The sequence below is a fragment of the Massilia sp. Masssp94 genome, from assembly GCF_059491305.1.
In genome coordinates this window covers 1,873,980-1,892,088 of sequence record NZ_CP168501.1, presented here as the reverse complement: position 1 = coordinate 1,892,088, position 18,109 = coordinate 1,873,980, and the positions used below count along the sequence as shown (strand labels likewise).

At 67.8% G+C, this 18,109-nt stretch carries 13 protein-coding genes and 1 pseudogene; 11 read left to right on the top strand and 3 right to left on the bottom strand.

The window, feature by feature from the left end; translation table 11 throughout:
• Entirely contained in the window at positions 1–6,381 is a 6,381-nt protein-coding gene (locus ACEN9G_RS08255) for an Ig-like domain-containing protein (protein WP_483126559.1), read from the bottom strand.
• A 152-nt stretch (positions 6,382–6,533) separates the two neighbouring features.
• Positions 6,534–7,304: an exodeoxyribonuclease III gene (locus ACEN9G_RS08250; protein ID WP_413338684.1), complete on the bottom strand. Its 771-nt coding sequence runs from the start codon at positions 7,302–7,304 to the stop codon at positions 6,534–6,536.
• Positions 7,305–7,571: 267 nt separating this feature from the next.
• On the opposite strand from ACEN9G_RS08250, the pseudogene ACEN9G_RS08245 reads away from it, so the two are divergent.
• From ACEN9G_RS08245 to ACEN9G_RS08220, 6 genes and pseudogenes are all read left to right on the top strand, one after another.
• A pseudogene (locus ACEN9G_RS08245) lies at positions 7,572–8,564 on the top strand (MEDS domain-containing protein); the annotation flags it as partial.
• Positions 8,565–8,795: 231 nt separating this feature from the next.
• Positions 8,796–9,452: an orotate phosphoribosyltransferase gene (gene pyrE / locus ACEN9G_RS08240; RefSeq protein WP_371765968.1), complete on the top strand. Its 657-nt coding sequence runs from the start codon at positions 8,796–8,798 to the stop codon at positions 9,450–9,452.
• Between the two features lie 45 nt (positions 9,453–9,497).
• On the top strand, positions 9,498–9,731 hold the full coding sequence (locus tag ACEN9G_RS08235; RefSeq protein WP_413338682.1) for a hypothetical protein: 234 nt from the start codon (positions 9,498–9,500) through the stop codon (positions 9,729–9,731).
• Entirely contained in the window at positions 9,728–10,480 is a 753-nt protein-coding gene (locus ACEN9G_RS08230) for a prolipoprotein diacylglyceryl transferase (protein ID WP_413338680.1), read from the top strand. The genes ACEN9G_RS08235 and ACEN9G_RS08230 overlap by 4 nt, the downstream gene beginning before the upstream one ends.
• The gene (locus ACEN9G_RS08225; protein WP_483126558.1) at positions 10,477–11,277 is read left to right on the top strand and encodes a hypothetical protein; all 801 of its coding nucleotides are present in this window, start codon (positions 10,477–10,479) and stop codon (positions 11,275–11,277) included. Before ACEN9G_RS08230 ends, ACEN9G_RS08225 begins: the two co-directional genes overlap by 4 nt.
• Positions 11,274–12,743, top strand: coding sequence for a radical SAM protein (locus ACEN9G_RS08220; protein WP_483126557.1), 1,470 nt, complete (start codon positions 11,274–11,276; stop codon positions 12,741–12,743). Before ACEN9G_RS08225 ends, ACEN9G_RS08220 begins: the two co-directional genes overlap by 4 nt.
• A 1-nt stretch (position 12,744) precedes the next feature.
• Here ACEN9G_RS08220 and ACEN9G_RS08215 read toward each other — a convergent pair whose 3' ends face one another.
• Positions 12,745–13,395: a glutathione S-transferase family protein gene (locus tag ACEN9G_RS08215; protein WP_413338674.1), complete on the bottom strand. Its 651-nt coding sequence runs from the start codon at positions 13,393–13,395 to the stop codon at positions 12,745–12,747.
• A 106-nt stretch (positions 13,396–13,501) separates the two neighbouring features.
• Here ACEN9G_RS08215 and ACEN9G_RS08210 point away from each other — a divergent pair, with 106 nt between their 5' ends.
• The 5 genes from ACEN9G_RS08210 (at position 13,502) to ACEN9G_RS08190 (ending at position 18,029) form a co-directional block, all read left to right on the top strand.
• Positions 13,502–14,083 (top strand): TetR/AcrR family transcriptional regulator, encoded by a 582-nt coding sequence (locus ACEN9G_RS08210; RefSeq protein WP_413338672.1) that lies wholly within the window; start codon positions 13,502–13,504, stop codon positions 14,081–14,083.
• A 131-nt stretch (positions 14,084–14,214) separates the two neighbouring features.
• A complete protein-coding gene (locus tag ACEN9G_RS08205; RefSeq protein ID WP_413338670.1) occupies positions 14,215–14,910 on the top strand; it encodes a YIP1 family protein in 696 nt (231 codons plus the stop codon).
• Positions 14,911–14,914: 4 nt separating this feature from the next.
• A complete protein-coding gene (locus ACEN9G_RS08200; RefSeq protein WP_413338668.1) occupies positions 14,915–16,123 on the top strand; it encodes an efflux RND transporter periplasmic adaptor subunit in 1,209 nt (402 codons plus the stop codon).
• Complete coding sequence (locus tag ACEN9G_RS08195; RefSeq protein WP_413338666.1) at positions 16,120–16,812, top strand: ABC transporter ATP-binding protein; 693 nt, start codon at positions 16,120–16,122, stop codon at positions 16,810–16,812. The genes ACEN9G_RS08200 and ACEN9G_RS08195 overlap by 4 nt, the downstream gene beginning before the upstream one ends.
• Entirely contained in the window at positions 16,809–18,029 is a 1,221-nt protein-coding gene (locus ACEN9G_RS08190) for an ABC transporter permease (protein WP_413338664.1), read from the top strand. The genes ACEN9G_RS08195 and ACEN9G_RS08190 overlap by 4 nt, the downstream gene beginning before the upstream one ends.
• Positions 18,030–18,109: the final 80 nt, after the last annotated feature.

Below are 18,109 nucleotides of genomic sequence, written 5' to 3'. Positions count from 1 at the left end.
TCAGGCCGTCGGCCCGACGCCGAAGGTGTCGCTGCCGACGATGGCGACGTTCCCCGCCACGTCCTCGATCGCGCTGCCGTTCACCGTGAGGTGGTAGACGCCGTTCAGCGTGCCCAGGTTGAGTTCCAGCGTGTTCCCGTTCGCGATGTCCCAGTTGGTCAACACGTCCCACGCATGGTGCGAGCGCCCGTGATTGCCGCTGTCGAGCACGTCGACCGTGCCGTTCTGCGCGAACACGATCTTTTCGCTGAACGTCAGGCTGTGCCAGTTCGCCCCCGCCTTGCTGGTCGACTGGGTCAATGCCACCGTCGGTGCCGTCGTGTCGATCGTGACCGACAACGGCGCGGATGCGGCGCCCTGGTTGCCGGCCGCATCTTCCTGGACCACGGTGAACGTGTGCACGCCGTCCGTGAGCGGCCCGCCGCCGCCGAGCGTGACCGTCCAGCTCCGGTTATTGCCGACGTCGGCCCCGCCCACGAGGGCCGCGCCGTCGTAGACCAGCATCCGGCCGCCGCTTTCCGCAGCAAGGCCGGTCAGCGTGGGCGTCGTGTCGTTCGTGATGCCGTCCGAGGACGAGACGCCCGTGTCGCTCGCCGCCGCCAGCACCGGCTGGCCCGGGGCGTCCGGTTCGATGGCGTCGACCGTGAAGGTGAACGGGACCGACAGGTCGCGCGGCGTCACGTTGCCCCCGGTATCCTGCAGTTCCAGCGTGATCGTGTGCTGGCCGTTCGCGAGGTTCCACAGGGGCGAGAAATGCCATACGCCGTTGTCGCCGGCGGTGGTGGAACCCAGGCTCGTGTCGCCGTCCCACACGGTCACCTGGGTGCCGGCGGCCACGGTGCCCGTCAGTTCCGGCGCGGCGATGCTCGTGATGGTGTCGCTGGAGGACAGGCCGTTGTCGGAGCCCGGCGCGAACGTCGCACCCGCGGCGGTCGAGCCGGCGACGGTGATCGTCAGCGGCTGCGACGGCGCGCTCGCATTATGCGCGGCGTCGTACTGGACGGTCTTGACCGCGTAGGTGCCGTTGGTGCCCAGCAGGACGTTGTCGATGCTCCAGTGGCCGTCGCCGTCGGCCCAGCCGCTGGCCGCGAGGCGGTCGCCCACGTACAGCGCGATCTCGGCCCACGGTTCGGCGCCGCTGCCCGCGATGGTGGGCGCCACGACGCTCGTGACGTTGTCGCCGGCGGTGCCGGTGTCGGATGCGGCGGCGAGCGTCGGCGCGGGCAGGGCGCCCGGGGCGTGCGTGTCGATCCGGATCGTGCCGCCGTAGCCGTCGGAGTCGCCGAGGGAGCCGTACGTGATGTGCGCGAGGTCGAGCACGTTGCCGGCGCCGTCCGCGAAATGGTCCGTCAGATCGCCCCTGGTGACGAAGTTCAGGCTGCCCACGTCGTTGTCGCCGGCCGCCACCGTGTACTCGAACAGCGCGCTGCGGTGGTCGTCGCTCATGCCGCGGAACCTGGCCAAGGCGCCGTTGTTGAGTTCGAGGCCGGGGTCGCCGCGCACGTCGACCGGTTCGCTGAACGTCACGCGGATCCCGATGGTTGCGCCGACGCCGTAGTCGCCTCCGCTCACGTCGGCCCGGAGGTTCATCGCCCGCGGCGCCGTCACGTCGACGTAGGTGCCGGCCGTGTGGAAGACGATGCTGTGCTCCGCCACCTGGTTGCCGGCCAGGTCGGTCAGCGCGTAGGGCAGGTAGAGGGAATAGTCGTTGCCCGAGCCGAGGTGCAGCTCGTCGGCCGTGAGCGTGATGGTCTTGTGGTCGGCCGAGAAGTTCGCTTCCGTCAGGGGGATGTCGATGCTGGCGTCGTCGAAGTCGTACAGCTGCAGGCCGTCGTAGCTGCTTTCCCCGCTCGTCCAGTACACGGGTTTGTCGAACGTGAGGACGAGGTCGCCCGCGACGTCGAACGCCGTGCTGCCGTCGGGAGAGCCGGTCACGTTCGGCGCCGTCAGGTCGATCGTGAACTGCTTCGACACCGTGGCGCTGGCATGGCCGGCGTCGTCGACGATGCTCGCGGTGTACGTGTGCACGCCCGGGGGCAGGTACGCTTCGCCCGCGTAATTCCAGTACGTGCTGCCGCCTTCCGCCGAGTACACGTGCAGGCCGTACGGGTCCACTTCCTGTCCGTCGATCATCACCTTCAGCTGCTGGTTGCCGGCCAGGGTGCCGATGAAATAGCCGTAGGCGTATTCGCCGCCGCTGTTCGTGATGCCGTCGTCGGCATACGGACCTTCGTCGCTGACGAAGAGCCCCGAGATGTAGGCGGCCACCGTCGTATCGTACGTGTAGTTGCCGGAGCTGGCCGTGCCGTTGCCCGCGTTGCCGAGCGTGTCGTGCACTTTCGTCAGATCGACGCCGACGGTGTTGGTGTTGTCGACGATGCCCGCGTCGGCCGCGGACAGGGTCGCATACCACGTCCGGTAGTCGTCCGAGTGGTGCAGGTTCGTGAGCGCGGCGTGCGGCGTGTCGAGGGCCGCGGCGTCGAGCGCCGTCACCGCCGCGGAGAAGCGCACCGTGAGACCGACGCTGCCGCCGCTGACCAGCGCGCCGCCGTCCAGCGCGACGGTGGCGGTGAGCGCATCCGTGTTCACGCTGTAGTGCGACAGCGACGCCGCGCTGCCGCTGCCCGCGTTGCCGGCCGCGTCGTGCACCTGGGTCAGGTCCACGCGCAGCTGGTTGCCCGTGCTGCTGCCGGCGCCGGCCTCGGCGTTCAGGGTGCCGGTCCACGTCCTGCCGCCGTCCGCCGTTGCCAGGCCGCTCACGGTCGCGTGCGGGGCCTGCAGCGCGGCGGCCGTGAGGCCGCTCACGCTTTCCGAGAACGTGACCGAAAAGCCGATGCCGTGCGACGGGCCGATCGTCGTGTCGTCGAACAGGATGTCCGCCACGACGGGCGGCTTGCTGTCGATCGCGTACGCGGCCGTGCTGGCCGCGAAGCCGCCGCCGTGGTTGCCGTGGGCGTCGACGACCTGGGCCAGGTCGAGCACGACGTGCAGGCCGCCCGTCTCCACGCCGGGTTGGGCCGTCAGCGTCGCCATCCACGTCTTGCCGCCGTCGGCCGTGTGCACGTTGCTCACGATGGCACCGGGCGCGCTGATCGCGGTTGCCGGCAGCGTGCCCACGCTCTCGGCGAACGCGAAGGTCACGTCCATCGTGCCGCCCGCGTTCAGCATGCCGGCGGCAAGCAGGATCGTCGCGCCGGCGGGGCCGATCGTGTCGACCGCGTATGGGGCGCTCCACGCGCTGCCGGTGCCGGCATGGCCGTTCGCGTCCAGCACCTTGCTCATGTCCACGCCGACGACGTTGCCGGTCCAGTCGCCGCTGCCGTTGGCCGACAGCGTCGCGGTCCAGGTCTTGCCGTCTGCGCTGCCCACCAGGTTCGAGACGCTCGCATGCGGCGCCGAGATCGCGGCGAGGGACAGGTTCGGCACGGCCTGCGTAAACGTGAACGTGGCCTGGATCGTGTGGGCCGCGTCGAGGCTCGTCCCGTCGAGGGCGATGGCGAGCGTGTTGGCGATGCCCGCGACCGCATAGCCCTCCGACTGGGCGCTGCCGCTGCCCGCGTTGCCTGCCAGGTCGTGCACCCTGGTCAGGTCGACGGACAGCACGTTGCCGCTGCTGGGCGCCAGGTCGTTGCTGGCCAGCGTGCCGGTCCACGTCAGGCCGCCGTCCGCCATGTGCAGGCCGCTGACGGCCGCGTGCGGCGCGCTGATGGCGTCCGTGTCCAGGTCGGCCACGGCTTCGCTGAAGCGGATGGTCAGCGTGGCGCCGTGGGTGGCGTCCAGGTTCGTGTTGTCGAGCTCGATGCGGGTCATGGTCGGCGCCACCGTGTCGACCTTGTAGGAGGTCGAGAGGGCGCTGTCGCGGCCGGCGTTGCCGAGCGCATCGTGCACCTTCGTGAGGTCGAGCTTGACCGCATTGTCCGCCTCGGTCAGGCCGCCCTGCGGGGTGAGCGTGGCCGTCCACGTCAATCCGTCGCTCGAATGCTTCAGGTTCGTGAGCGTTGCGTTGGGTGTTTGCAGGGCGCCCGCCGTCAGGTCCGTCACGGCTTCGCTGAACCGGATCGTCAGGGTGGCGCCGCCGCCGCTGTGCAGCACGGTGCTGTCCAGCGCCAGCGTAGCGGTCGGGCCCTGCGTGTCGACGGCGTAGTTGCCGGAGGTCGCCTTGGCGCTGCCCGCGTTGCCGAGCGCGTCGTGCACCTTCGCGAGGTCGAGGGTCACGGTATTGACCGCATTCTCGATGCCGCTCGCCGGCGTCAGCGTGGCCGTCCACGTCAGCCCGTCGCCCGACGGCTGCAGGTTCGTGAGCGTCGCGTTCGGGGCCTGCAGCGCGGCCGCGGTCAGGTCCGTCACCGCTTCGCTGAACCGGATCGTCAGCGTGGCGCTGCTCCCGCCGTGCAGGGTCGTGCTGTCCAGCGCCAGCGTGGCGGTCGGGCCTTCCGTGTCGACGGCGTAGGCCGCGCCGGTGAAGGTGCCGCTGCCCGTGTTGCCGGCCAGGTCCTTCACCTGCGTCAGGTCGACGGAGACGGCGTTGCCGGTCCAGGTGCCGCTGCCGTCCGCGGTCAGGGTCGCGGTCCAGGTCTTGCCGCCGTCGGCCTTCGCGAGGCCGGTCACGTGCGCGTGCGGCGCGCCGATCGCGGCGAGCGGCAGGTCCTGCACGGCTTCGTCGAACGTGAACGTGGCGTGGATGCTGTTGCCGCCGGCGAGCGTGGCGCCGTCCAGCGCGATGGCGACGGCGCCGGGGCCGTGCGTGTCGATGGCGTAGTTGCCGGAGGCCGTGCTGCCGCTGCCGGCATTGCCCGCGACATCGTGCACCTTCGCGAGATCGAGGATGACGGCATTGGTCGCGTCGGTGACGCCGCCCTGCGGGGTGAGCGTGGCCGTCCACGTCAGGTAGTCGCCGGAGTGCTGCAGGTTGGCGAGCGCCGCATTGGGTGCCTGCAGCGCGGCCGCCGTCAGGTCTTTCACGGCCTCGCTGAAATGCAGCGTCAGGCCCAGGGTGCCGCCCGTGTGCACGGCCGTTCCGTCCAGTGCCAAGGTAGCGGTCGGCCCCTGCGTGTCGACGGCGTAGGCGCTGCTTGCGATCGTGCCGCTGCCCGCGTTGCCGGCGAGGTCGGCCACCTTGGCCAGGTCGACGCTGACGGCGTTGCCGGTCCAGGTGCCGGTGCCGTCCGCGGAAAGCGTTGCGGTCCAGGTCTTGCCGCCGTCGCTGCTGGCGAGATTGGACACCGTCGCATGCGGTGCCGTGATCGCGTCCGGCGTCAGGTTCTGCACGCGTTCCGCGAATGTGAACGTGGCATGGACGGGCTTGCCGGCAGCGAGCGTGGCGCCGTCGAGGGCGATGGCGACGGCGTTCGGTCCCTGCGTATCGACCGTGTAGGCCGCCGACACCGCGCTGCCGCTGCCCGCGTTGCCGGCCAGGTCCTTCACCTGGCCCAGGTCGACGGCGAGGACGTCGCCTCCCGCGCTGGTGGCCGCGGTGCCGCTCAGCGTGGCGGTCCAGGTCGTGCCGCCGTCCGTCGTATGCAGGTTCGAGACGGTCGCGTGGCCGGCGTTCAGCGCGGCGGACGTGAGGCCCGTGACGGCTTCGGAAAACGTGATGGTCGCGACGGCATCGTGGCTGCCGCCGAGCAGGGCGTTGTCCAGCGTGACGGTGGCTGTGGGGGCCTGCGTGTCGACCGTGTAGCTGGCGAGGTTGCTCGTGCCGCTGCCGTGGTTGCCGGCCGCGTCGAACACCTTGGTCATGTCCAGGCTCAGGACGTTGCCGAGCGCCGTGGTGGCGTCTTTCGGCGCGGTCAGAAGCACTGTCCACGTGAGACCGCCGTCGCTCCTGGTCAGGCTGGTGATCTCCGCGTGCTGCGCGCTCAACGCATCCGCCGGCAGGTCGTCGACGGCTTCGGAGAACGTCAACGTGACGACGATGCTGCCTCCCGCATTCAGGACGCTGCCGTCGGTGCCGATCTTGAGTAACTGCGGGCCGAGCGTGTCCGGCGCGTCCGGCGTGACGATCGGCACCTGCGAAGTCGAGCGTACGCCGCCGAATGCCGCATGGGCTGTCGACTGCAGCGCATCCGCGCTCATGACCAGGCTGTACGTGTGACCGGGCAGCAGGCCGGCCACGTCCAGCTTGACCTGGGTGCCCTGGATGTCCAGGCTGGATGCCGATATCGTGTGCGTGTCGGTCGCGCCGACCACCCGCAGCGTGGGCTCCCCCGTGACGCGGTCGATCACGGTCTGTATGGCACCGTCCGTGATGATGACCGACCCGCTCCCAGCCGCCATGTCGGTGCTGAAATCCAGGGTAATACTCATGTGGCCCGGCGTGAAGATCGGCTGGGCCGCAAGTAACAACTTGGGCGCGGAGGAGGTAGAGGTCTGGATGGGCATGATCGTTCGCGGAGAGTGTTTGACGTCGTGGAAAAAAGATTCCACAAGGAAAACTTAGTGAACGATCATATCAACAAACCCACCTGGGAAGTGGGTAAGTTGATGTTTTTACGACATATCTGGCTGGAATTCCCCCTTGCCGGGGGGAATTATCAGAGGTGGTAATCGATGATCAGCGGCGCATGGTCCGAAAACCGTTCGTCCTTGTAGATCGACACGGCGTGCGCCTTGGCGGCGATGCCCGGGGTGGCGACGTGGTAATCGATGCGCCACCCGACGTTCTTCGCCCACGCCTGGCCGCGGTTGCTCCACCACGTATATTGCTCGGGGCGCTGGTCGATGCCGCGGTGCACGTCCACGAGGCCCAGTTCGTCGAAGATCCGGGTCATCCAGGCGCGTTCTTCCGGCAGGAAGCCGGAATTCTTCTGGTTGCCCTTCCAGTTCTTGAGGTCGATTTCCTTGTGCGCGATGTTCCAGTCGCCGCAGATCACGATCTCGCGGCCCTCGGCCTTGAGCTCCTGCAGGTGCGGCAGGAACACTTCCATGAAGCGGAACTTGGCTTCCTGGCGCTCCGGCGACGAGGAGCCGGACGGGCAGTACACGGAAATGACGGTCAGGTTGCCCACGTCGGCGCGGGTGTAGCGGCCTTCGTTGTCGAATTCGACGCAGCCGAAGCCCGTCCTGACGGCATCCGGCTTCGTGCGGCTGTAGACGCCCGTGCCCGAGTAACCTTTTTTCTCGGCATAGTGGAAATGGCCGTGGTAACCGTGCGGCGCGAGGAATTCCTCGGTCATGTCGGCCTGCTGGGCTTTCAGCTCCTGGACGCAGATGAAATCGGCGTCCTGGCTGGCCATCCAGTTGAAGAAACCCTTCTTGTGGGCGGAACGGATGCCGTTCAAGTTGGCGGAGATAATTCGTGGCATGGATCTGGACAAAAGTGCGGTGGGCCAAGGGCGATAGTGTAGCTCGTTTTGACTTCCATCAACACATCCATGGCGGTTAAACAAACGTTAAACGCCCGGCCCGGTATACCGGTCAATTCCGATCTCGTCGTGCGGTTGGCTGCGGGCACCGACTAAACCTCTGACGTTTTGATTTATGTCAATACAACGGCGACCTGAACGGCCGCCGCCGTCTTGAGCGCGCCTGATGTGGATAGAATTGCATCTTTCATCCATTAGAAAACCCCCATGCTGATCAAGAGCGAGGACCTGTTGTCCGGCAAACACGGCAAGACGGGGCATTTCGTGCGCTTTTACGACGACAGCGACACGCTGCTCGACGAGGTCGCGTCCTTCATCGAGCGGGCATTGCGGACGCGGGGACGGGCCATCGTCATCGCCACCGGCGCACACACCGATGCGCTGCAACGGCGCCTGGACGAACTGGCGCGCGCGGAAGGGCGTTCCGCGCCGCCGTCGCGCGACGTCGCGTGGTTCGACGCCGAGACGACGCTGGCGCGCCTGATGGTCGACGGCTGGCCCGACCGCGCCCGTTTCGAGTACGAGGTCGGTCGCGTGGTGGCCGAAGCCTGCGCCGGCGGCGCACCCGTCCACGCGTTCGGCGAGATGGTGGCGCTGCTGTGCGCGCGCGGCCGCTACGACGCGGCCCTGCACCTGGAGCGGCTGTGGAACGAGCTGGCGCGCAAGCTCGACTTCTCGCTGTTCTGCGCTTATCCCTGGACCCTGTTTCCAACGTCCGACGCGGCGCACGTGTTCCGCCAGGTCTGCGCGGGGCACGACCACGCCTGCGCCGACGTGGCGGCGCCGCTGCCGTCCGGGCAACCCGTCGACATCAACCTGGTCCGGCTCGAGCAGAAAGTGCATGCGCTGCACGCGGAGGCGGCGCGGCGGCGCCAGGCGGAGCGCGACCTGCTGCGGCGCGAACGCGAGTTCGCCGACATGGTCGAGAACGCGGCCGAAGGACTGCACCAGGTCGGCGCCGACGGCACGATCCTGTGGGCCAACAAGGCCGAGCTGCAGATGCTCGGCTACCGCTGGGAAGAATACGTCGGGCACCATGCCGCCCGGTTCCACGCCGATCCGGCCGTCGCCGCCGATATGTTGGCGCGGCTGGCGGCCGGCGAAACGGTGGTGGACCAGCCGGCGCGCCTGCGCTCCAAGGACGGTTCGATCCGGCACGTGGTCATCCGCGCGAACGCCTGTTTCGAGGACGGCCGCCTGCGCTACACCCGCTGCTTCGTGCGCGACACGACCGAACACGTGCGCATGCAGGCCGAACTGGAGGGCGTCCACCGCGCCGAGGACGCATTCCTCGCCATGGTCGGCCGGGCGCTGCGGGCGCCGCGCACGGAACGGCGCCTGCACCGTCTCACGCGGGTGGTGGAACACCGGCTTCGCGGGCGGGGGCGGGGCGGATTACAATACCGGTTTTCACAGTTCGAGGGTCGTGTCGTGGACAATCTGCGCCAACAGTTCATTGCGTTTTCAGTCGAAGCCGAAGTCTTGAAGTTCGGCCAGTTCATCACCAAGGCGGGCCGCCAGTCGCCGTACTTCTTCAACGCGGGCCTGTTCCACGACGGCGCCACGCTCGGCAAGCTGGCCGATTTCTACGCCCAGACCCTGCTCGATTCCGGCCTCGAATTCGACATGCTGTTCGGCCCGGCCTATAAAGGCATCACGCTCGCCTCCGCGACCGCCGTGGCGCTGGCCGCGAAAGGCCGCAACACCTCGTTCGCCTATAACCGCAAGGAAGCCAAGGACCACGGCGAAGGCGGCACCATCGTCGGCGCCAAATTGGCGGGCAAGGTCGTCATCATCGACGACGTGATCTCGGCCGGCACCTCGGTGCGCGAATCGGTGGCGATGATCCGCGCCGCCGGCGCCGAACCGGCCGCCGTGCTGATCGCGCTCGACCGCATGGAACGGGGCGGCAAGGACGGCGTGCTGTCGCCGCTGTCGGCCGTGCAGGAAGTCAGCCAGACCTACGGCATCCCCGTGATCTCGATCGCCAGCCTGGCCGACCTGTTCGGCTACCTGGAAGCCGATCCGTCGCTGGCCCAGCACAAGGACGCCGTCGCGGCGTATCGCCAGCAATACGGCGTGGCCTGAGCCTGCGGAATGTGATGTAATGGCGGCAACTATTTGGGAGCTGCCATGAACAACGTCGCGCGCGGTTTTCTGACTGCCATTCTCTCGTTGGCGCTCGCGGGCTTCGGCCTGTGCGGCGCCGTCGGCACTTTCAGCGGGCTTGCCGGCCTGTCCTCGCCCGGGCCCGAGAACTTCTCGTCGGTCGCGCTCGTTTTCGGCCTGATCGGGCTCGGCATCGCCTTCGTGTGCGGCTGGATTGTCATCAGGTTGTGGCGCAAGCGTCCGCCCGGCGGAGCATGAAGGGCGCCGTCCTGCCCGCTGCGACCGCGCAATGGGTTCACCTCGTATTCGAATGGCTGGCCCTCGCCGGCGGCGTGCAGCTGTACCGCTGGCAGCGCCGACGCGCCCGTCAACCCGCGCTGCTGCAGCCGGGCTCCTTCGCCGTCGTCGTCGGCAGCATCCTCGGTGCCGCCATCGGCAACAAGCTCGTGTTCTGGATCGAGATGCCGCACCTGTGGCAGGGCACGGTGCCGGATTGGCGCCTGATCGCGTCGGGCCAGTCGATCGTCGGCGGGCTGCTGGGCGGCCTCATCGGCGTGGAGATCGCCAAGAAGCGCACGGGTATCCGCCGCTCGACGGGCGACCAGTTCATCCTGCCCCTCGTCGCCGGCACGGTCGTGGGCCGCATCGGCTGCTTCCTCGCGGGCCTGCATGACGGGACGTACGGCGTACCGACCGCGCTGCCGTGGGGCGTCGACTTTGGCGACGGCATCGCCCGCCATCCCACGCAGGTCTACGACATGCTGTTCGTGCTGGGTGTGGGCAGCTTGCTGTGGCGCTGGCGCGCGCCGCTCGCGCGCAGTTCCGGGCTCGCGTTCAAGCTGTATCTCGCGTCCTACCTGGTCTGGCGGCTCGTCGTCGATGGCATCAAGCCGGTGCCGTATGCGTACGTGTTCGGGCTGTCGGGCATCCAGTGGGTGTGCATCGTGGCGCTGGCCTGTTATCTGCCGTTCGTAATCCTTCAATCCAGGGAGCTGGCTCGTACATGACTCTTTTCGCTGATTCCCGCGCACGCGGCGGGATGCTGGTCCTGGCTCTCGCTTTCATCGGCGGCACCGGCTGCGTCGCGATCGATGCGGTCAACAAGAACCGCTATGAGCGTCAGCAGCGCGACGCGGAAGCAGCCCGCCGGCGCCGCATCGCCGAGCTGGCGGGCGCTGCCGCGGCCGGCAACCCGGCAGCGCGCACCTCGCTCGCGTATACCCTGGTGTCCACGTCGGACCGGAAACAGGCGGACGTGCCGCGTGCGCTGGGCCTGCTGGAGCAGGCGAGCGCGCAGGACTACGCTCCGGCCCAGGCGCTGTTGGGGGAGATGTTGGGCGGTACGAGGTCGTGGGGAGGCTACGAACCTTTCGGTGCCAACCCACGGGATCGAGCGCGCGGCATTGTCCTGCTGCAGCGTGCCGCCACCAAAATTTGCGTGGTCCAGCCCGGACCGGACGTGTTTCGCGTCGAGCCCGCGCTGCGGGCCGCGCAGCTGCTGGCCCGTGCCGGCCACTCCGACGAGTCCCGGCTCTGGCGGGCGCGCAACATCCTGCATTGCGGCGGCGGAGACGTGAAGTATCTGTCGTGGGAGGTGAAAGCAGATCGCGCTTCCCCCGCAGAGCGCATCGATGCGCTGGCGCTGCTGACGTTGACCGGCAACGCCGCGGCCATCGCAGGCGCCAAAGCCATGCTTCCTGCAGATATGGTCGCTGCCGCCGACCGCCTGGCCGACGACCTGCGCCGCCAGGTCGCGGCGTCCGAACGCGACTATCCCGCGCCGCCGCGCAAGGAGCTCCCATGACCCGCAAGTCCCGCCCCTATCTGTTCTACGACACGACGACCTCCGTCTGCTCGACCTGCCTGCACCCGGTCGAAGCGAAGATCGTGTTCAAGGACGACAAGGTCTACATGGACAAATGGTGCGGCGCGCATGGCACCGAGCGCGTGCTCGTCAGCGACGACGTCGCGTACTACCGCCTGTGCCGCGAAGTCTTCGTCAAGCACCCGGAGATGCCGCAGCGGTTCAACACGAAGATGGAGTACGGCTGTCCGTACGACTGCGGCCTGTGCCCGGACCACATGCAGCACTCGTGCCTGTCCGTCGTCGAGATCACGGACAACTGCAACCTGAACTGCCCCGTGTGCTATGCGGAGAGCGGCACGCACCGCGAGCGGCATCGTCCGTTGGCGGAAGTGATCCGCATGCTCGACGCCGTCGTCGCCAACGAAGGCGAGGCGGACGTGATGCAGCTGTCCGGCGGCGAGCCCACCCTGCATCCGGAGTTCTGGGACATCCTCGACGCCGCGAAAGCGCGCCCCATCAAGCACGTGATGATCAACACGAACGGCGTCGTGCTCGCGCAGGACAAGGGCTTCGTGCAGCGCCTCGCCGGCTACGCGCCCGGCGTCGAGGTCTACCTGCAATTCGATTCGCTGCGCGCGGAGGTGCATCGCGAATTGCGCGGCGCCGACCTCACGCGCATCCGCCGCCAGGCGCTCGACAACCTCAATGAAGCAGGCCTGTCGACGACGCTCGTCGTCACGCTCAAGAAAGGCCTGAACGACGGCGAGATCGGCGAGATCATCGACTTCGCGCTGCAGCAGCCCTGCGTGCGCGGCGTGACCTTGCAGCCGATCCAGGATGCCGGCCGCGTCGAAGACTACGATCCGCGCCTGCACCGCCTGACGGTGTCGGAGATCCGGCGCCGCATCGCCGAGCAAAGCGGCTTGTTCACGCTGGAGGACGTGGTGCCCGTGCCGTGCAATCCGGACACGCTGGCGATGGCGTACGCGATCAAGACGAAGGAGGGCACCGTGCCGCTGACGCGCTGGCTGGATCCGCAGACGCTCGTCGAAGGCAGCGGCAACACGATCGTGTTCGAACGCGACCCCGCGCTGCACGGCGCCGTGAAGGACCGCATCTTTGAACTGTTCTCGACGAACCACTCGCCGGAATCGCAGGCCAATTGCCTGTCGGAGCTGATGTGCTGCCTGCCGCTCGTCAGGGCGCCATCCGCGCTCCGCTACGACAACGTGTTCCGCGTATTGATCGTGCAGTTCATGGACGCGTATTCGCTGGACGTGCGCGCGCTGAAGAAATCGTGCATCCACTTCGCGCTGCCGGACGGCCGCCTCGTTCCGTTCGAAAGCTACAACCTGCTGTACCGCGACGGCCGCCGGCTCGAAGCGATCCGCGCCGGCATCGCGTCGGACTTCGCGCGCCGGCGCGGGCCGGCCACGATACCGCTGGTACCCGTGACCGATTGAATCAGGCGACCGCGGGTTCCACGACGTACTGCGCCACCTGGGCGGCCAGCGCCTTGCGGTAGGCGGGGCGCGCCGTGCAGCGGTCGCGCCAGGCCGCGAGGCGGGCGAAGCGTTCGACGTAGCCCATACCGTCGAGCAGGCGCACGACGGTCGTCATGAGGATGTCGGCCGCGCCGAATTCGCCGGCGAGACTGGTGCGGCCTTCCAGCCAGTCGTCCACCTGGCCCAGGCGCTTCAGCGCGATCTCTTCGAGCACGGGGCGCTGCGCCTCGGCCCATGGCTGGTCCATGGAAAACGCGACGAGGTTGGCGAGGTTGCCCACGTAGGGCTCGACCGAATTCAGTGCGGCGAACATCCACATCGTCGCCTGCGCACGCGCGGCCGGATCGCGCGGCAGCAGGACGGGATGGCGCTCGCCCAGGTGCAGCAGGATCGCGCCGGTTTCGAACAGCGCCAGGTCGCCGTCGTGCAGAACGGGCACCTGGGCGAACGGCTGCTCGCGGCGGTAGGCGGGCGCTTCCTTCTCCTCGAAGCCGATCAGGCGCAGGTCGTAGGACTGGCCGGCTTCCTCGAGGGCCCAGCGCACGCGCAGGTCGCGCACGTGGCCCACGGCAAACGAGGGAACCGAACGGAAGGTGGTCAGCGTGTACATGTGTCGTCTCCTTGTGGTGAATGGAAACCAGAATACGCGGCCACATAATATGTTCAAGAACATAATGTGAATACGCGCATAATGCCGTTCTCGAAAGGAGACGCGAATGCCCTACAGTAGCGAACACAAGGCCCAGACCCGCGAACGCATCGTGCATGCGGCGCGCCGGCTGTTCAACCGCCATGGCTTCGAACAAGTGTCGATCGACCGCGTGATGTCCGAGGCCGGCCTCACGCGCGGCGGCTTTTATCACCACTTCGACAGCAAGGACGATTTGTACGCGGCGGCCGTCGCCAGCTTCAGCACGTGCAATCCGTTCAAGCCCGATTTCAAGGACTCGCCGCCGCCCGCGCCGCGCGAGCTGGCGCGCATGCTGGTCGACATCTACCTGAGCGACGAGGTGTTCGACAACATCGAGGCGCATTGTCCGTTGTACGCATTGCCGGGCGACGTGGCGCGCGCGGGGCTGTCGCCGCAGAAGGCGTACACGCAGCTGATCCGCAATCTCGTGCACGTGTACGCGGGCGCGCTCAAGCACGAAACCGACGGCGAGCAGCGCGCGCAGGCCATCGTCGCGCTGTGCGTGGGCGGGATGGTGCTGGCGCGGACCACGGACGATGCGGCGCTGCGCCGCTCGCTGCGGGCGGCGGCAAGGACGCAGGCGCTGGCGCTGCTGGAAGCGATGTAAACGCCGCGTATAAATTCGGGCGTGCCCCCGGTGTCATGACAATTGGTGAGTTTTTCGCGGCGTAAACACCCTAGACTGCTTGGCACCGGGTAGCAGGTGCTACCCGATCACAATAACTAGGGAGTCAACACATGGCCACGCAGCCGCTCTTCGACATCGGAAACGTCATCCTCGCGCCTTCGCCCACCTTCGCACGGCTGAAGGACAAGCCTCGCCCCTTCATCCCCCTGCTCGTCCTGATCCTGCTGACGCTGGCCGTGAGCTGCTGGTACGTCTCGTCGCTCGATTTCGCCTGGTTCCGCGAGCACATGCTGGCGGCGCAGGGACCCATGAAACCGGAAGCGCGTGCCGCGATGGCGCAGTTCATGACGCCGAAGACGATGATGTGGAGCTCCGGCATCGGCGCCGTGGTGGGCACGCCGCTCATCTGCGCCGTCGTGGCGCTGTACTACCTGTTGGCGGGCAAGGTGATGGGCACCGGCATCGGCTACGGCAAGTGGTTCGGCTTCGCCGTCTGGACCAGTATCCCGCGCCTGCTGACGGTGCCCCTGTCGGTGCTGCAGATCCTGACGTCGGGCGGCCGCCTGGCGCCGGAAGACATGAACATGGTGTCGCTCAACTACCTGCTGCTGCACGTGCCCATGTCCAGCCCCTGGTTCGGCTTCGCCACCAATCTCGACCTGACGTCGGTGTGGTCCATCGCGCTGGCCGTGCTCGGCCTGAAGGCGTGGACGGGACGCTCGACCGCCGCCTGCGTGACGGTCGCCGTGCTGCCGTACGCGGTCGTCTACGGCATCTGGGCCGCGAAGATCGCCTTCCTCGGATAAGCGCATGAAGAAGAAACTGATAGGCGCGGCCATCGTCGCGGCGTTCTTCATCGTCCCCGTGGTGGTGAAGTTCGCGGGCAAGCAGACGCGCCGCGAGGCCGAGCTGGCGACCGTGCAGAAGCTGGCCATCCACCCGGCCATCCTCGCGACCGGCAACCTCGTGTTCCGCCAGGAGGTGCAGCTGTCGGCGGAGGTCATCGGCAAGGTGGCCGGCGTGCTCGTGAAGGAGGGCGACCAGGTGAACCGCGGCGATACCCTGCTGCGGCTCGATCCGACCGTATACCTGGCCGAGGTGGCGCAGCAGGAAGCGAACCGCCGCAACGCCGCGATCGCGATCGAACGCGCCCAGATCAACCTCGCAAACCAGCAGCGCAACCTGGACCGCATGGGCCAGCTGTACAAGGCGAAGTACATCGACATCTCCAAGTACGACGACGCCGTGCACCAGGTCGATCTCGCCAAGGTCGAGCTGCGCGCCAGCCGCGAGACGCTCGAGCAGGCCAGCGCGCTGCTGTCGCAGGCGCGCGAGCACCTGGCCAAGACGGAAGTGCGCGCGCCCATCGACGGCACCGTGACGGCCGTGCCGATCAAGATCGGCGAGACGGCCGTCGCCAGCGCCACCGGCATCGCGGGATCGTCGCTGATGACGATCGCCGACGTCGGCTCCATCATGGCCGAGGTGAACGTGGACGAAGCGGACATCGCGCGCGTGGGCGTCGGCCAGCAGGCGAAGGTGTTCCCGGCCGCGTTCCCCGACCAGCCCGTGACGGGCCGCGTGGAAAGCGTGGCGATGGCGCCGAAGACCGTCCTCGGCGCGCAGACGCAGGGCCGCAGCTACGTCGTCAAGCTGCGCCTCGACGACGCGAAGCTCGCGCTGCGCTCCGGCATGACGTGCCGCGTCGAGATCGTCGTCGGCAACGGTGCCGCGCGCGCCGCGGTGCCGATCCAGGCCGTGCTGAGCGAGGAAATCCCGGGCGCGAAGGACAAGGTGAAGAACACCAGCTACGTGTTCGTCGTGCAGGACGGGAAAGTGAAAAAGACGACGGTGGAACTGGGCCTGTCGGACGACGCCAACCAGGAAGTGACGAAGGGCGTGGCGGCCGGCCAGACGATCGCCGTGGGCCCCGCGCGCCTGCTGCGCGAGCTGCACGACGGCGATGCCGTGGTCGCGAAGAAGGCCGACGTGAAGGTTGCGGAAGGAGCGCATCCGTGATCCGGCTGGAAGGCGTGACGCGGCAGTACACGATGGGCGACCAGACCGTACATGCGCTGCAGGGCGTCGACCTGCACATCCGGGCCAATGAATTCGTCGCGTTCATCGGCGCGTCCGGCTCCGGCAAGTCGACCATGATGAACATCGTCGGGTGCCTCGATCGCCCCAGCAGCGGCGCGTACTGGCTCAACGGCCGCGAGGTCGCGACGATGTCCGGCGACGAGCTGGCGCGCGTGCGCAACCAGGAGATCGGCTTCATCTTCCAGAGCTTTCACCTGCTGCCCCGCGCGAGTGCGCTCGACAACGTGGCACAGCCGCTGATCTACCGCGGCATCGCGCTGCGCGAACGCCTCGCGCTGGCGGAACAGGCCTTGCAGCGCGTGGGCCTCGGCGGACGGCTGCATCACCGGCCCAACGAATTGTCGGGCGGCCAGCGGCAGCGCGTCGCGATCGCCCGTGCGCTCGTGGGCAAGCCGTCGATCCTGCTGGCCGACGAACCGACGGGTAACCTCGATTCCGCCACCAGCGAAGAGATCCTGGCGCTGATCCGCGAACTGCATGCGGGCGGGCAGACGGTCGTCATGGTGACGCACGAGCCCGAGATCGCGGCGCAGTGCCGGCGCGTCGTGCGGCTGCGCGACGGGCGGATCGTGTCGGACACGAGGAATGATGCGGAGAACGCGGCATGAACCTGTTTCTCGAAAGCCTGCGCTCGGCGCTGGCATCGATCCGCGCGCACCGGCTGCGCAGCTTCCTCACGTCGCTCGGCATCATCATCGGGGTGGCGTCGGTGATCACCGTGATCTCGCTGATCCAGGGCCTGTCGAAAAGCGTCACCGACCAGTTCGAGGGGCTGGGCGGCAACGGCCTGACGGTGCGGCCGCACAACGAGTTCAAGGAGGTCATGCGCGGCAAGGTGAACTACCTGCGCTTCGACGACGTGGAGCAGCTGCGCCTGCGCGTGGACGGCATCCGCAACCTCAGCCCCGTGTTCACGCCCGGCTTTTCCGAGGTGCGCTTCACGGGGATGTCGGCGACGGCGCAGGTGTTCGCCACGACGGCCAGCTACCAGGAAGTAAACGGCCGCTACGCGCGGCTGGGGCGGTTCCTCAGCGCGTCCGACGACGCCGGCGCGCGCCGCGTGGCCGTCATCGGCGAGAAGCTGATCGAGGACCTGCACCTGCCGCCGAACCCGGTCGGGCAATTCGTCCTGTACGCGAACGAGTGGTTCAAGATCGTCGGCGTGATGGAAAAGCGGGGCGAGATCTTCGGTATGTCGCAGGACAACTACATGATCATCCCGTTCAAGACGGGGCAGAGCATCATCGGCAACAACACGCGCCCGCAGCTGCAGATCACCGTGGCCGTGCGCGACCTGGGCCGGCTGGACGCGACCCGCAGCCACATCCGCATGGTGATGCGCCAGGCGCACCGCCTGAAGCCCGACGACACGGACGATTTCGAGATCGAATCGGCCGACCAGATCGCGAAATCGTTCGAGAAGCTGAGCGGTACCGTCACGCTCGTGATGAGCGGCGTGGTCGGCATCGCGCTGCTGGTGGGCGGCATCGGCATCATGAACATCATGCTGGTGTCGGTGAAGGAGCGCACGCGCGAGATCGGCATCTGCAAGGCGATCGGCGCGCGCAGCCGCGACATCCTGCTGCAGTTCCTGATCGAGGCCGTCACCCTGTCGCTGCTGGGCGGGCTGCTGGGCCTCGTGATCGGCTACGCGCTGGGCGTCGGCATTGCCGCGATGATCCCGGACTTCCCGCCGGCCGTCGTGCCGTGGTGGGCGGTGGCGCTGTCCGTGCTGTTCTCGGGCGGCGTGGGCGTCGTGTTCGGCGTGGTACCGGCGAGCCAGGCGGCGCGGCTCGATCCGATCGACGCGCTTCGCTACGAATAAAACCGGGGTCAGAGTCCTTTTTTGGGCAATTTCCCGGCAAACTTTGCCCAAAACCGGGCTCTGACCCCGGTTTTAGGCAA